Annotated in this window: 10 protein-coding genes; 4 read left to right on the top strand and 6 right to left on the bottom strand. The window is 59.7% G+C overall.

The window, feature by feature from the left end:
• Nucleotide 1: 1 nt before the first annotated feature.
• Both DLD99_RS20500 and DLD99_RS20495 read left to right on the top strand, forming a co-directional pair.
• Nucleotides 2-637, top strand: coding sequence for a DsbA family protein (locus DLD99_RS20500; protein ID WP_085710830.1), 636 nt, complete (start codon nt 2-4; stop codon nt 635-637).
• Nucleotides 630-2447 carry an ABC transporter ATP-binding protein gene (locus DLD99_RS20495; protein ID WP_085710829.1) on the top strand — a complete coding sequence of 606 codons (1818 nt, stop codon included), beginning with the start codon at nt 630-632 and terminating at the stop codon, nt 2445-2447. The genes DLD99_RS20500 and DLD99_RS20495 overlap by 8 nt, the downstream gene beginning before the upstream one ends.
• Nucleotide 2448: 1 nt before the next feature.
• On the opposite strand, the gene DLD99_RS20490 is transcribed toward DLD99_RS20495, so the two are convergent.
• On the bottom strand, nt 2449-6600 hold the full coding sequence (locus tag DLD99_RS20490) for a hypothetical protein (protein WP_114884676.1): 4152 nt from the start codon (nt 6598-6600) through the stop codon (nt 2449-2451).
• 218 nt (nt 6601-6818) lie between these two features.
• On the opposite strand from DLD99_RS20490, the gene DLD99_RS20485 reads away from it, so the two are divergent.
• Both DLD99_RS20485 and DLD99_RS20480 read left to right on the top strand, forming a co-directional pair.
• On the top strand, nt 6819-9281 hold the full coding sequence (locus DLD99_RS20485; RefSeq protein WP_114884674.1) for an EAL domain-containing protein: 2463 nt from the start codon (nt 6819-6821) through the stop codon (nt 9279-9281).
• Nucleotides 9282-9360: 79 nt separating this feature from the next.
• A complete protein-coding gene (locus tag DLD99_RS20480) occupies nt 9361-10122 on the top strand; it encodes an iron-containing redox enzyme family protein (protein ID WP_425272996.1) in 762 nt (253 codons plus the stop codon).
• Nucleotides 10123-10184: 62 nt separating this feature from the next.
• Here the strand turns inward: DLD99_RS20480 and DLD99_RS20475 are convergent, their stop codons facing one another.
• The 5 genes from DLD99_RS20475 to DLD99_RS20455 all read right to left on the bottom strand — a co-directional run bounded on the left by DLD99_RS20475 (nt 10185) and on the right by DLD99_RS20455 (nt 15048).
• Nucleotides 10185-11111 (bottom strand): GGDEF domain-containing protein, encoded by a 927-nt coding sequence (locus DLD99_RS20475; protein WP_114884671.1) that lies wholly within the window; start codon nt 11109-11111, stop codon nt 10185-10187.
• Nucleotides 11112-11474: 363 nt separating this feature from the next.
• The gene (locus tag DLD99_RS20470) at nt 11475-12215 is read right to left on the bottom strand and encodes a YciK family oxidoreductase (protein WP_025113079.1); all 741 of its coding nucleotides are present in this window, start codon (nt 12213-12215) and stop codon (nt 11475-11477) included.
• A 66-nt stretch (nt 12216-12281) separates the two neighbouring features.
• Nucleotides 12282-12953, bottom strand: coding sequence for an N-acetylmuramic acid 6-phosphate phosphatase MupP (gene mupP, locus DLD99_RS20465; RefSeq protein WP_114884669.1), 672 nt, complete (start codon nt 12951-12953; stop codon nt 12282-12284).
• Between the two features lie 4 nt (nt 12954-12957).
• Entirely contained in the window at nt 12958-13656 is a 699-nt protein-coding gene (gene ubiG, locus DLD99_RS20460; RefSeq protein ID WP_007950906.1) for a bifunctional 2-polyprenyl-6-hydroxyphenol methylase/3-demethylubiquinol 3-O-methyltransferase UbiG, read from the bottom strand.
• A gap of 57 nt (nt 13657-13713) precedes the next feature.
• Complete coding sequence (locus DLD99_RS20455) at nt 13714-15048, bottom strand: TRZ/ATZ family hydrolase (protein WP_114884667.1); 1335 nt, start codon at nt 15046-15048, stop codon at nt 13714-13716.
• Nucleotides 15049-15087 lie beyond the last annotated feature (39 nt).

The following is a 15087-nucleotide window of genomic DNA, read 5'->3' as shown; positions in this document are numbered from 1 at the left end:
CATGTCTGCACGCCTGCTCTATGTGATGGATCCGATGTGTTCGTGGTGCTGGGGGTTTGCCCCGGTCGCCAAGGCATTGGTGGAGCAGGCGCAGGCTGCCGGGGTGGAGCTGCACCTGGTGGTCGGCGGATTGCGCACCGGCAGTGGCGCGGCGCTGGAGCCGACCACCCGGCGCTATATCTTCGAACACTGGCAGGCCGTCGCCGAAGCCACCGGTCAGCCGTTCAAGTTCGAAGGTGCGTTGCCTGAAGGCTTTGTCTATGACACCGAGCCCGCCTGCCGCGCCATCGTCACGGCGCGTTCTCTGGCACCGGATTGTGCATGGACGCTGCTGGGCCTGATCCAGCACGCGTTCTACGTCGAGGGCCGCGATGTCACCCGCGCCGACGTGCTGGTGGAACTGGCCGAAAAGGCCGGTGTACCACGCATCGAATTCGCTGCGTTGTTCGATCGTGCTGACCAGCACGAGGCCACATTGGCCGATTTCAATTGGGTTCAGGATCTGGGCATCGCCGGATTCCCGACCCTGCTCGCCGAACGCAACGGCCAACTGGCGTTGCTGACCAACGGCTACCAGCCGCTCAGTGAACTGTCGCCGTTGCTCGGCCGATGGCTGGAGCGCGCGGCCTGTGTCTGACCCGGCCGATGACACGCCAGCCGTCAAGCGTGTCGACCGGCTGAGCTGGGCTGAAGTCCGGCGTCTGGCACTTCATCACAAAAAATCCCTGTGGATCGCCAACGGCGTGGCCGTACTGGCGACGCTGTGCAGCGTGCCGATCCCGTTGCTGTTGCCGTTGCTGGTAGACGAAGTCCTGCTCGGCCATGGCGATGCCGCACTGAAAGTCATGAACCATGTGCTGCCGAGCATGTGGCAGCAAGCGGCGGGCTATATCGGCCTGATGCTGGTGGTGACCCTGACACTGCGTTGCAGCGCCCTGTGTTTTGGTGTGTTGCAGGCGCGGTTGTTTGCGCGGCTGGCCAAGGACATCGTCTATCGCATTCGCGTGCGGCTGATCGAAAGACTCAAGCGTATTTCCCTCGGCGAATACGAAAGCCTGGGCAGCGGCACGGTCACTACGCACCTGGTCACCGACCTCGATACCCTCGACAAGTTTGTCGGCGAAACCCTCAGCCGTTTTCTGGTTGCGATGCTGACGCTGGTCGGCACCGCCAGCATCCTGATGTGGATGCACTGGAAACTGGCGCTGCTGATCCTGCTGTTCAATCCGCTGGTGATCTACGCCACGGTGCAGTTGGGCAAACGGGTCAAGCACCTGAAGAAACTGGAGAACGACAGCACCTCGCGCTTCACTCAAGCGCTGAGCGAAACCCTCGATGCGATTCAGGAAGTGCGCGCCGGCAACCGTCAGGGCTTCTTCCTCGGACGGCTGGGGCTGCGGGCTCAGGAAGTGCGCAACTATGCGGTCAACTCGCAGTGGAAGACCGACGCTTCCAACCGTGCCAGTGGTCTGCTGTTCCAGTTCGGCATCGACATCTTCCGCGCAGCGGCAATGCTCACGGTGCTGTTCTCCGACCTGTCGATCGGCCAGATGCTCGCGGTGTTCAGCTACCTGTGGTTCATGATCGGCCCGGTCGAGCAACTGCTGAACCTGCAATACGCCTATTACGCGGCGGGCGGTGCACTGTCGCGGATCAACGAACTGCTGGCCCGCGCCGACGAGCCGCAATACCCCGGCGGCGTCGATCCGTTCAAGGGCCGCGATACTGTCGGGATCGAGGTGCAAGGCCTGAGCTTCGGTTATGGCGATGAACTGGTGCTGGATCAGATGAACCTGTCCATCGCACCGGGCGAGAAAGTGGCGATTGTCGGCGCCAGCGGCGGCGGCAAAAGTACCCTCGTGCAATTGCTGCTGGGGCTCTACACGCCACTGGCCGGGACCATCCGTTTCGGCGGCTCGACCCAGCAGGAAATCGGCCTGGAAACGGTTCGGGAAAACGTCGCGGTGGTGCTGCAGCATCCGGCGCTGTTTAACGACACCGTGCGGGCCAACCTGACCATGGGCCGTACCCGCAGCGACGACGCCTGCTGGCAGGCGCTGGAAATCGCCCAGCTCGAACCCGCCATCCGCGCTTTGCCGGACGGGCTGGACAGCATCGTCGGCCGCTCCGGCGTGCGCCTGTCCGGCGGCCAGCGGCAACGGCTGGCGATTGCGCGGATGATCCTCGCCGAGCCGAAAGTGGTGATCCTCGACGAAGCCACCTCGGCCCTCGACGCCGCCACCGAATACAACCTGCACCAGGCCATGGCGCGCTTCCTCCATGGCCGCACCACGCTGATCATTGCCCACCGCCTGTCAGCGGTTAAGCAGGCGGACCGGGTGCTGGTGTTCGACGGCGGGCAGGTTGCCGAGGATGGCGACCATCAGCAACTGATTGCCGATGGTGGTTTGTACGCCAAGCTTTATGGGCATTTGCAGCGGATGTAGGTCATTTCCATAGAACCTGCAACGCATCGGCTTCACCTCTATGACCAAATTCCTTCATGACCAGTGAGCACGATTCGCAGGGCGGCATCGTGGTAGCGACGTCCACCGATTTCAGCTCAAGTGGATCGGTGTATTTCTCGCGAATCACGCGTATCAGCTTGCTTTCACTGTCCAGAGAGGTCGGTCGGGCCGCCAGTGTGGGTGTGTAGGTATCGATGTTCTTGATAGTCAGCGGGACGGCTGCCAGGCGCCCTTTATCGGTCAACTCCAGGTTTGTCTTGCCAACAACCAGGTTGAAGTCGACGTTGATGTAGGTCGTGTCGCCGATCTTTACATGATTGGCGCCCAGGTGCCGAAACAGGGGCAGGTGTTTGGTTGTGCCATGAGCGCCGGAAACACTGACGTAAACTTCTCGCACACCATTGGCAGTGATGACTTCGGCATAGGCAATGTTGCGGGCATTGTCTGTACGGTCAAATCGGCTCAGCAGTTTTTGCAGTTTTTGCATTGTGGCATCGATGCGCAGCGATGCGTTGGTAGCTGGAGGGTTGATCGTCGGTGAGAGAAACAGGGTGTCGAAAATGTCCGCTGTTCGCTGCCGCAAAGCCTCTGGAGCGTCCTTGCTTCGTGTCCACGTGGTGGCACCTTCGGCGAGCTTCGCTACGATCATTCGCGTTTGGTGGTCGAACATCAGTGCTTCACCGGAGCTGGTGTCCACCTTCAGCCATTTCATGCCGGCAGGGGGATTGGCGTTCGTGCCGAGTGGAATGGCGATTTCCTCCATGGTTTTCAAGGCGCGCTCTACCGCTGGAGCCGTGTGGATCCGTGCCGTGTTGTTGGCACAGAGCGACCCGGTATAAACCGTCTTCAGTTCCTCCGCCAGTTCTACAGGCAGGGTTTGTGCCTTGCGTAAAACCAGAGGATCGGCAAGAGCCTGTCCAGGCAAGCGTTCAGCAACGTAAAAATCCCCGGCATTGAGGCGGGTGAATACAAAGTGTTTCGAGTCATCTTTCGCTGGAGCGATGATCGCTCCGACTTCAAGCGTATCGAACTTTTTTGAGCGATCGTAGGGCAGGCGAACCTTGATGCGCGCATAGATTCCCTTTTGAAACTCCAATGATGCATTGAGTTGCTTGTAGGTCTTGATGGCGCTTGTCAGTAATGGCTGCGAGGAGATGGCCGGTGTGTAAATGGTATCGCCGAACCATGGCGCCCATCCCTTGCTTGTGTCTTGACTGTTCGGGGCAGGCGTCGGCGCTGGAGTCCGGGTGACATAGCTCGTTTTGCATACATCGCTGTCCGGTGCCCGTCGCACTCGGCAAGGTATGGATTTGAACATCGACGTTTCATCGATCAGGTCGGCGCGGCGCAATTGATTGCCATCCAGTCGATAAGGGATGTCATCAATCAACAACGTGGTTCGACCATCGACCTCCAGCACTTCACGAATGTGGGCGCTTTCCGGGATCTCGACGAGCACATGGGATTCAGAGGGGGGCAAGGTCTTGAAGGTGGATTGGCCGTGGATCAGGTTTCCAGGGTTGTTGCTCAGACGCGGGCCATAGGGCAAAGACGTGGCAGGATCGACAAGATGGAACCGACTCAGGTCTGTCGGACTGGTGTTGCGTATCAGGATATCGTCCACGCCGTTGATGCTTGCCATTTGATCGCCGTGGGTCAGTGGTTTCCAGCGTCCGGGGTCCATGGCCTGTGGCATGTTGTGAATCAGACGGTAGTTGTCGACCTGCCCGGCCAGTCGGCGGATGCCCCCGAGACCCAGTCGGCCTGCGGCAAGCAGCCCTTTGCCGCTGCCGAGGGCAAGTGACTTCGCCAGTGTCGGGATGCCATCCAGCGGGTTGAGGTTTTTCAGTGAGGAAGTTATCAACTTGCGCGACAGGGTCGAGAAAGATGGCAGGCTGGCTTTGACCACCATGCCTGTGACGCTGGCGCCGGCTCGGGCAAGTCGCACCGAACCCGAGATGAACTTGCCCACGGGGAAAAGGAAAGACGCCAGATCGAGGAGTAATCCCAAAGCGCCCATGACTTTGTTCCCGGTTCCCTCCGACGAGAGATCGTCAATGCTGCCCCAGAACGGTACAAAACTCTTCACGATCGTCTCGAGCACTGCAAGCCGTTTCTCGATTTTTGCCCGGGTGATATCGAAGGTCGTCATGCCGCGGGCCTGAATGCGCAGATGCTTTTCATCGACGTAAAGAAAATGCGTGGCGATGTGGTCTGCCAGTGCAATCAGCCGGGAGGATTCCAGGCCTGTTCCCGCCGCGTCTTCAGCGGCCGAGTCCCGCGATACACGGGCCACGACATCGATAAATCCTATGTAGTAATTCCGAGCGGCAGGGGTGGCGCCATTGGCATGAGCATCCCAGTCGAGCAGTAGCGACGTGCTGTGTTTGCTTGAAAAGGTTTGTCCGGGGATGACCGCATGCAGCGGAAACTCGGTGAACACTCCATTTATGGTCGAAAACCTCAGTCCGGTTCTCTGACGAATGAAACCGGCGCTCGGGATGACCTCGTAATAGCTGAACTCGCCCTCCAGTTGTACCTTCAATACGAAGCCTTTCCTCGCCAGAGGTTCTGTATGAATGCCCGGTCTTGTTTTTGCGCGCAGACCCAGCACTTCAATATCACCTTGTTCCAGCATCCGGCGATCAGCCTGCGGCAGGGATACCAACAAACTGAGAATCAAGGTCTTGTACGCAGACCTGATGGTGGTCAGGTGCTTGTCGAACGCCGATGCAAACTCCGCGTTGACGTCCGGGAGCGGTTTGCCGGAAAGGTTGCGGACGATCCCGCCGGAAAACATCTGCCGATAGATGCCGTCTACTTCGCGTTCCGAGTAGAAATACCGGTTTTTGTCCATGCGAAACGCTTCGATGGTCCGCGTTTTTCCATCTGGCTCGGTGAAAAACCATCGTTTGCCATCATCGAACTGTCCGTCGGCATAGAGATCAAGAAAGCCGTACCCTTCCAGTTTCAGTGACGGCATGTTTCGGTGCCCCAGGGCGGCCGGTGGATCGTCCCGCAGGAGTTTGCGTCCGTCCGTCCCCAGTACATGGGTGCCCAGGGCATCTTCTTTCATACGCTTGGCCATCTGCAATCTGTCCGGCGGGCGCAGCTCCAGGGATTGCACGGCCTTGTTCAGGCTTTCGCTCTGGCGTTCCAGCGCTGCGATGGCTCGTTCGACTTCCTCCTCGGTGTAGTCGGAAGTTTCTCGTGGCTGAACGATGCCCATGCAGACTGCCCAGTCGAGTGTCGGGCTCAGTCTCAGGCACGTAATTTTTTCAAGTTCCTCGGTTGAAGCGTTGGTGCTGCGCTCCAGAGGCAGATTGACGAGCTGTTGAAAGGAAAGCGGCTGCAATCGATCAAGGCCAAGTTCGTCAGCCAGCAGCACGCCGTGCATGAAATTGACCCACACCATCGAGCTCCTGTAGCGAAGATCGGACGGAATGTCGCCCACGGTGAAATCCTTTGCCTCGTGGACGTACAGCACGTGGGCCAGCACGATTGCTTCTTTGCTATCGGCAGCGCGCCGAGATTTCAGCAAATGCTGTTCGAAAGCACTGCGCAGGGTCTGGTAGCTTTTGCCCCAGTGTGTCGGGTCTTGCCAACTGAAGCCTTCTAGCGCATCCGGGTGATCGACCGAAGGTGCCCGCACATAGAGACGGATGGCTTTACACAAGAGTTGATAGCGGATGGACGCTGGAGTCTGTTCGCCGGGGTTTGCACCGTACCACTTGAGTTGTTTCAACAGTTGCTCGGTCAGAGCCGTTGCCTGGGTCGAGTCGAGTATTTTCTGCAGCCATACCGAGGGTGTCGCGCGCAGTTGCTCGACGGACGCGTTCGAAAGGATGTCGGTGCCCAGATGCTTTATCAGCGTGGACGGGCCGCTCATGAAGGTTGTTACGGTGTCGACGATCCGCGTATCGGTGATTTTTGCCACGTACATTTGCAGGGGCATGGATAGCGCAAGCTCAGGCGATGCGCGTTCAAACGCCTTGTAGCTTTTCTTTTCCCGTGCGTCGGGCTCGGGAACCAGGTCTTCGATGTCGGGGCCCTGATCAAGTCCCAATGCCTGTCTGGCACGAAACTCCTGGGTGTCCGGTGTGTCGGTTGTAGCGAGAGAGGTCGATGTCATATAGCACTCCGCGAGAACGATTTCCTGCCCTGAGAGGGGGGAACTGGAGTGTCAGTAAAACGTCGCCAGCCAGTTGTACGGCGTTACATATGTATAACCCTGCGTTTGTACCGAATCAGGGCTGATCCGTCGCTTGCCGGAACCCCGAACGCCTCCTAGTCTTTGGAGGTTGGTCTGATAGAGACAGGCGATCAGGCAGTGACCACGCAAGGAATCCAATGAAGCAAAAGCGGACTCTCGGAACGCCTCGGTTGCTGGGCATCGTCTGGCCATTCATCGCCGTCGTGTTGTTTCAGGCCTTGCTGGGAGGCGTGAGTCTTTACGTCCTGTCGGCCGTTCGCGGGTATGTGGCGGGGGAGAGCCTCTGGTCCAAGGGCCAGAAAGATGCGATCTATTACCTGAATCTATATGCCGACAGCCGTGACGAGGCGATTTACCTCAAATATCAGAACGCGATCGCCGTGCCTCAGGGCGGCCATCAGCTGCGTCTGGCTCTGGACAGGCAACCACCCGACCTGCAAGCGGCGCGCGAGGGCATCCTCAAGGGCGGCAACCACCCGGACGATGTCTCCAGCCTGATCTGGCTGTACCTGAACTTCCGCCACTTCAGCTATCTGGAAACCGCCATCGACCGCTGGACACTGGGCGACGCCTATCTGGTGGAACTCGATGACGTGGCGCAGGAGATGCACCGGCGGATCACGGCCAATGCCGCCACCGATGCCGATATCCGGCGCTGGAAGGACCGGATCTTTGCAATCAACGATGGCGTGACACCCGCCGCCAAGGCCTTCAGCGATGCCCTGGGCGAAGGTTCGCGGGTAATCCTGCGTCTGCTGCTGTTCACCAACCTCGCCACGGCGCTGGGCCTGATCGTCCTGGCGCTGTTTCGCACCCGTAAACTGCTCAAACAGCGGCATGCCTTTGCCGAGGCCCTGCAACTGGAAAAGGATCGGGCCCATATCACCCTGCAATCGATTGGCGACGGGGTGATCACCACCGATGTGAGCGGCGCAATCGAATACATGAACCCGGCGGCGGAGGCCTTGACCCACTGGAAAGCCGAGCAGGCGGCCGGCCTGCCGCTGGCGGCATTGTTCAATTTGCTGGATGACAACGCCCAGACCGAAGGGCTGACCCTGATCGAACACATTCTGAGTGGCCAGCTCAGCGGTGGCAGCGAGCATTCCAAACTGATTCAGCGCCTGGACGGCAGCACTGTCTCGGTGACCCTGGTCGGGGCGCCGATCCGCAATGCCGGCAAGGTCAGCGGGACTGTGCTGGTGTTGCACGACATGACCCAGGAGCGGCAATACATTGCCAACCTGTCGTGGCAGGCCACCCACGACGCGTTGACCGGCCTGGCCAACCGCCGCGAGTTCGAATATCGCCTCGAACAGGCTTTGCACAATCTGACCCGCCAGCCCGGGCGACATGCGCTGATGTTCCTCGATCTCGATCAGTTCAAACTGGTCAACGACACCTGCGGGCATGCGGCGGGTGATGAGTTGCTGCGGCATATCTGTGCGTTGCTGCAATCCGGCCTGCGCGAGGGCGACACGCTGGCACGGCTGGGGGGGGATGAGTTCGGCATCCTGCTGGAGAACTGCGCTCCGGAGGCGGCCGAGAAGATCGCCGAGAGCCTGCGTCAGACAGTGCAAAACCTGCATTTCGTCTGGAAGGGGCGGCCGTTCCTGACCACCGTCAGCATTGGTCTGGTACATGTCGCGCAAACCCCGACCACCCTCGAAGCCTCGCTGCGGGCGGCCGATATGGCCTGCTACATGGCCAAGGAAAAGGGCCGCAACCGGGTGCAGGTCTACCATGCCGACGATTCGGAACTGTCCCTGCGTTTCGGCGAGATGGCCTGGGTACAGCGCCTGCACATGGCCCTGGAGGAAAACCGCTTCTGTCTCTATGCCCAGGAAATCGCCCCGTTGGGTTCGGTGGCTGGTGGCGCGGGCGGGCACATCGAAATTCTGTTGCGCCTGCATGACGAGGCGGGTCGGATGATTCTGCCGGACAGTTTCATACCGGCAGCCGAACGTTATGGTTTGATGACTTCGCTGGATCGCTGGGTTGTGCAGAATGTATTTAAGGTCATTGCTCAATGTATTAACGAAGAGTGCGAACGGCCACTGGCAATGTGTGCGATTAATCTTTCAGGCATTACTATCGGAGATGACGCGTTCTTGCACTTTCTGCGGGAACAGTTTGATAACTATTCCGTTCCTCCTGAAATGATTTGTTTTGAAATTACAGAAACCAGCGCCATTGCAAATCTTGGCAGTGCCATCCGATTTATTAATGAACTCAAGGGCTTGGGTTGTTACTTCTCGCTGGATGATTTTTGTGCCGGAATGTCTTCATTCGCTTATTTGAAACATTTGCCTGTAGACTTCCTGAAGATCGACGGGAGTTTCGTAAAGGATATGCTGGACGACCCGATTAACCGCGCTATGGTCGAAGTGATCAACCACATCGGGCATGTCATGGGTAAGCAGACAATTGCGGAGTTTGTCGAAACAGCCCAGATCGAGCAGGCATTGCTTGAAATCGGCGTGGATTACGCTCAGGGTTATGTCATCGAACGCCCGCAGTTGTTTACCTGCGACAGTTTGCAAAGTCGGCCCGCCAGACCGCAGCCGCTGTTGTTCAAGGCGCCTGGCACGTTCCGTTGAAGTCTCTTGCCGATCCTTACAATCACAAATCAAAAGGAGCCGAACAGTGATCGACACATTCAACCGAACCGGACCACTCATGGAAGCTGCAAGTTATCCTGCCTGGGCACAACAGTTGATCCAGGATTGCAGCGAGAGCAAACGCCGGGTTGTCGAACATGAACTTTACCTGCGCATGCGTGATAACAAGCTCAGCGCCAGGACCATGCGCCAGTACCTGATCGGGGGCTGGCCCGTCGTTGAGCAATTCGCGTTGTACATGGCGCAGAATCTCACCAAGACCAAGTTCGCCCGTCACCCGGGTGAAGACATGGCGCGGCGTTGGCTGATGCGCAACATCCGCGTCGAACTCAATCACGCCGATTACTGGTTGAACTGGAGTCGGGCTCACGGTGTGAGCCTGGAAGACCTGCAGGCCCAGCAAGTGCCGCCGGAGCTGCATGCGCTGAGTCACTGGTGCTGGCACACCAGTTCGGCGGATTCGCTGATCGTGGCCATTGCCGCCACCAACTATGCGATCGAGGGCGCGACCGGGGAGTGGTCGGCGCTGGTCTGCTCGACTGGTGTGTATGCCGCCGCGTTCCCCGAAGAGGATCGCAAGCGGGCGATGAAGTGGCTGAAGATGCACGCCCAGTACGATGACGCCCACCCCTGGGAGGCGCTGGAAATCATCTGCACCCTGGCTGGCATGAACCCGAGCAAAGCCTTGCAGACGGAGCTGTGCCAGGCTGTGTGCAAGAGCTACGACTATATGTATCTGTTCCTTGAACGCTGCATGCAGTTGGAGTTGACGGAGCGGGTGCTGGTCGGGCGCGAGCGGCGGGCGCTGGTCGAGAGCTAGTACGACGACCTCAATGAAAAACGGGAGCCCATGTGCTCCCGTTCTTGTTTGCCAGGCCCAGTTCAGCCGGCCATTGTCAGGCGATTGCGCCCTTCGCGCTTGGCCACGTACAACGCGCTGTCGGCCCGGCGCAGCAGGCTGTCGGCGGACTCGCCCGGCAGCAGGGTCGAGCAACCGAGGCTCACGGTCAGTTCGATCAATTGGCCATCGGCGTAATAGTCCTGGGCCTGTGCTGCATACCGCAGGCGTTCGCCGACCATCGCGGCAGCTTCGCGGCTGGTGTTGGACAGCAGGATCAAAAACTCTTCCCCGCCATAACGAAACACCATGTCGACGTTGCGCAACTGATCCTTGATCGACGCGGCGACGGCTTTGAGCACTTCATCGCCGGCCGTGTGACCATGAATGTCGTTGACCTGCTTGAAGTGATCAATGTCCAGCATCAGCAGCGATAGCGGTTGCAGGTGGCGACGGGACATTTCGATTTCCCGCTGCAGGGTCTGCTCCATGGCGATGCGGTTGCCGGCGCCGGTCAATGGGTCGCGCAGGGCGGTCTGGGTCGCAACGCGGTAGAGCAGCGCATTGCGCATCGGGTACAGCAGGGACGACAGGAGCGATTCCAGATTGCCCAGTTCCTGCTCGCTGAAGCGCTGGTTGCGGCGGAACACCAGCTCGCCCATGTGCTCGCCGTCGTGGCTGAGGCTGTAGCTGGCCGAGTGATGACCGCGGGCCCCGAACTCCAGGCGCAGGTCACTGCCGCTGTGCACGTAGCTCAAGGCATCGAGCGGTACCAGGCGCTGAACTTCGCGGAAAAACAGACCCAGGATGCGTTGAGGCTCAAGGCTGGTTTGCAGTTGCAGGCTCATTTGCTGGCGCAGTTGCGCCAGGCTGACAGGTCGCTGCAGCAGCGGAGGCAGCTGACCAAAGCCCAGGCGTTGCAATTTGGCACTGTCGAAGTCAATTGCAGTGGTCTGGGAGGGTGATTTCATATGGCGTGAGCCCCTAAGCAGTAAGTCTGTCTTACAGGCTGGGTGAGAGCGGCTATGGGCTGCGCGTCATACTGATCCATCAGTCCCGTAGGACATTTGGCACAAGTTTAGTCTGCCCGATGACGATTAGTCAGCTATCGAAATCGGGCCTTGCCCGACTGCCTTCACTCGGCGTGCTTTGAGGGAATGTAGAGCGAAAGTCGTGCCATTCAGTTCAGGTTTTATTAAAACCGTTTTGAATCAAAGAGTTGAAGTTATAGCTTGAAATTGAGTGGTGGTAATTTGACTGAAACGGGCCTGCGCAAAGCGGCAAATGTATGCCGCGACGGGAATCCGCCGCGGCAACAAAAGCGACGTATGGCATTACTGGGCGTTGAATGCCTGGCCGTTGATGCCCGTGCTGTCCGGACCCATCAGGTACAGATAGACCGGCATGATCTCTTCCGGCGTCGGGTTGTTCAGCGGATTTTCCCCCGGATACGCCTGGGCGCGCATGCTGGTACGGGTGCCGCCCGGGTTGATGCTGTTGGAGCGTACCGGCGCCACGCCGTCGACTTCATCAGCCAGGGTCTGCATCAAACCCTCGGTGGCAAACTTGGAGACGCCATAGGCGCCCCAGTAGGCGCGGCCCTTGCGGCCGACGCTGCTGGAGGTGAACACCACCGAGGCGTCCTGGGACAGTTTGAGCAGCGGCAGCAGGGTGCTGGTCAGCATGAACATCGCGTTGACGTTGACCTGCATGACGCGCATGAAGTTCTCACCGGACAACTGCTCGATCGGCGTGCGCGGGCCAATGATCGAGGCGTTGTGCAGCAGGCCGTCGAGGTGGCCGAACTCGGTTTCGATCATCGCCGCCAGCTCATCGTATTGATGGGGCAGGGCGGTTTCGAGGTTGAACGGGATCACCGCCGGCTGCGGATGCCCGGCCGCTTCGATCTCGTCGTAGACCTGGGTCAGATTGGCTTCGGTCTTGCCCAGCAGCAGCACGGTCGCGCCGTGGGCCGCGTAGGTTTTCGCAGCGGCGGCGCCGATGCCGCGACCGGCACCGGTGACCAGAATGACCCGATCCTTGAGCAATTCGGGGCGAGCGGAATAATCAAACATAAAAACCTCTAATCCATTAACTTCTGATCGTTCCCACGACCGGCATGGGAATGGAGCGGGCCCGAGTCAGCAACTGCACAGCGCGTTATCGATCACCTTGCGCAACTCCTGCGGATGATCCACCACCACGTCCGCGCCCCAATGCCGAGGGTTGTCGTCCGGGTGAATATAGCCATAGGTCACGGCGGCGGTTTTGGTGCCCGCGTCACGGCCGGATTCGATATCGCGCAGATCATCGCCCACAAACAGAACCGTAGACGGATCCAGATCAAGCATCTTGCAGGCAAGCTCAAGCATCTCGGGATCCGGTTTGCTGTTCTTGACGTGATCCGGGCAGATCAGCAGGGCCGAGCGCTCGGCCAGCCCCAGTTGCTGCATGATCGGCTCGGCGAAGCGCAGCGGCTTGTTGGTGACCACGCCCCAGACCAGATTGGCTTTCTCGATGTCGGCCAGCAATTCGCCCATGCCGTCGAACAGCTTGCTGTGCACGGCGCAGCCGGCGAGGTAGCGCTCGAGGAACTCAAGGCGCAACTCCTCGAAGCCAGGCGATTCCGGATCCATCGAAAACGTCACTGCGACCATGGCCTTGGCGCCGCCGGAGATTTCGTCGCGGATATGCTTGTCGTTCATCGGCGGCAAACCGCGATCCGCGCGCATCGCCTGGCAAATCGCGATGAAATCCGGCGCGGTGTCGAGCAGGGTACCGTCCATGTCGAAAAGGACTGCTCTGATGGCCATCGGCTTATTCCTCGCGCAGGGTCTGGATCATGTAGTTGACATCAACGTCCGCCGCCAGCTTGTAGTGCTTGGTCAGCGGGTTGTAGGTCAGGCCGATGATGTCCTTGACGGTGAGGCCGGCCATGCGGCTCCAGGCGCCGAGCTCGGACGGGCGGATGAATTTCTTGAAGTCGTGGGTGCCGCGCGGCAGCAGCTTCATGATGTATTCGGCGCCGACGATGGCGAACAGGTAAGCCTTCGGGTTGCGGTTGATGGTGGAGAAGAACACCTGGCCGCCAGGCTTGACCATGCGGAAGCAGGCGCGGATTACCGAGGATGGATCCGGTACGTGTTCGAGCATTTCCAGGCAGGTGACGACGTCGAACTGCTCGGGCATTTCTTCGGCCAGGGCTTCGGCGGTGATCTGCCGGTACTCGACGTTCACACCGGATTCCAGCTGATGCAGTTGTGCGACCGCCAGGGGCGCTTCGCCCATGTCGATGCCGGTCACGGTCGCGCCGCGCTGGGCCATGGCTTCGCTGAGAATGCCGCCGCCGCAACCGACGTCGAGGACTTTCTTGCCGGCCAGATTGACCCGCTCGTCAATCCAGTTGACCCGTAGCGGGTTGATGTCGTGCAGCGGTTTGAACTCGCTTTCGCGGTCCCACCAGCGATGGGCCAGTGCTTCGAATTTGGCGATTTCGGCGTGGTCGACGTTGCTCATGATTCAATCCTCTAAAACTTGAAAAAGGCTGTAGCCCCGGAGTTTGCCCCGGGGTGTTTACGATTCGGTGTGGCCGCTGATGCGTCGGCCCCAGGCCCGGGCGGTTTCGCCGAGCTGTTGTTCGTCCAGGCGCGTCAGGCGCCGGTCGTCGAGCAGCTGCTTGCCGGCGACCCACAGATGTTTCACGCAGTCCCGGCCGGTGGCGTAAATAAGTTGCGAGACCGGGTCATAGACCGGTTGCTGGGCCAGGCCGGACAGGTCGAAGGCGACAATGTCCGCAGCCTTGCCGAGTTCCAGGGAGCCGGTTTCGGCTTCGATCCCCAAGGCACGCGCGCCGTTCAGCGTCGCCATGCGCAGCGCTCGATGGGCGTCCAGCGCGGTGGCGGAACCGGCGACAGCTTTGGCCAGCAGCGCAGCAGTGCGGGTTTCGCCCAGCAGGTCCAGGTCATTGTTGCTCGCCGCGCCATCGGTGCCGACCGCCACGTTGACCCCGGCCTGCCACAGGCGCTCCACCGGGCAGAAGCCGCTGGCCAGCTTCAGGTTCGACTCCGGGCAATGGATCACATTGGTGTTGCTTTCTACCAGCAACGCCAGGTCGTCATCGCTGATCTGGGTCATGTGCACGGCCTGGAAGCGCGGGCCGAGCAGGCCCAGTCGGCCGAGGCGGGCCAGCGGACGTTCGCCGCGCTGTTCGACCGCTTGCTGCACTTCGAAGGCGGTCTCGTGGACGTGCATGTGGATCGAAGCGTCCAGCTCCTCGGCGATCACGCGGATTTTTTCCAGGTTCTCATCACCAACGGTGTAGGGTGCATGAGGGCCGAAAGTGATCTTGATGCGTTCGTGATGCTTCAGGTCGCCGAACAGTTCGACGCCCTGACGAATGGCTTCATCGGCGCTGGCGGCGCCCGGAATCGGGAAATCGAGGATCGGAATGGCGATCTGCGCACGGATTCCGCTGTTGTGCACGCGCTCGCTGGCAACCTTCGGGAAGAAATACATGTCCGAAAAACAGGTGATGCCACCTTTTATCTGCTCGGCGATGGCCAGGTCGGTGCCGTCACGCACGAAATCTTCATCGACCCATTTGCCCTCGGCCGGCCAGATGTGGTTTTCCAGCCAGGTCATCAGCGGCAGATCGTCGGCGAGGCCGCGGAACAGGGTCATGGCGGCATGGCCATGAGCATTGATCAGGCCGGGGGCGAGCAGAACATCCGGCAATTCACGGACTTCGGCGGCGTTACACTTCAAGGCTTCGGCGCGCGGGCCGATGAACACGATGCGACCGTCGCGGATGCCCAGGCCATGCTCCTTGAGCACAACGCCTGCGGGTTCGACGGGTACCAGCCAGGTCGGCAGCAATAATAAGTCGAGCGCAATGGCAGGTTTCGGCATCGAGGGTCGGTTCCAGTGCTTTTGTAAAGGATGGCGAAG

This window comes from Pseudomonas kribbensis (assembly GCF_003352185.1).
Taxonomy (GTDB): Bacteria; Pseudomonadota; Gammaproteobacteria; order Pseudomonadales; family Pseudomonadaceae; genus Aquipseudomonas; species Aquipseudomonas kribbensis.
Note: the sequence above shows the minus strand (reverse complement) of the source record. Positions and strands in the feature narration are given on the sequence as shown.

Bases quoted from the DNA above. Each gene is read 5' to 3' on its own strand.
- DLD99_RS20480 (WP_425272996.1), top strand. From the start codon at position 9,361: ATGGAAGCTGCAAGTTATCCTGCCTGGGCACAACAGTTGATCCAGGAT.
- ubiG (WP_007950906.1), bottom strand. From the start codon at position 13,656: ATGAGCAACGTCGACCACGCCGAAATCGCCAAATTCGAAGCACTGGCC.
- DLD99_RS20500 (WP_085710830.1), top strand. From the start codon at position 2: ATGTCTGCACGCCTGCTCTATGTGATGGATCCGATGTGTTCGTGGTGC.
- DLD99_RS20475 (WP_114884671.1), bottom strand. From the start codon at position 11,111: ATGAAATCACCCTCCCAGACCACTGCAATTGACTTCGACAGTGCCAAA.
- mupP (WP_114884669.1), bottom strand. From the start codon at position 12,953: ATGGCCATCAGAGCAGTCCTTTTCGACATGGACGGTACCCTGCTCGAC.
- DLD99_RS20485 (WP_114884674.1), top strand. From the start codon at position 6,819: ATGAAGCAAAAGCGGACTCTCGGAACGCCTCGGTTGCTGGGCATCGTC.
- DLD99_RS20470 (WP_025113079.1), bottom strand. From the start codon at position 12,215: ATGTTTGATTATTCCGCTCGCCCCGAATTGCTCAAGGATCGGGTCATT.
- DLD99_RS20490 (WP_114884676.1), bottom strand. From the start codon at position 6,600: ATGACATCGACCTCTCTCGCTACAACCGACACACCGGACACCCAGGAG.
- DLD99_RS20455 (WP_114884667.1), bottom strand. From the start codon at position 15,048: ATGCCGAAACCTGCCATTGCGCTCGACTTATTATTGCTGCCGACCTGG.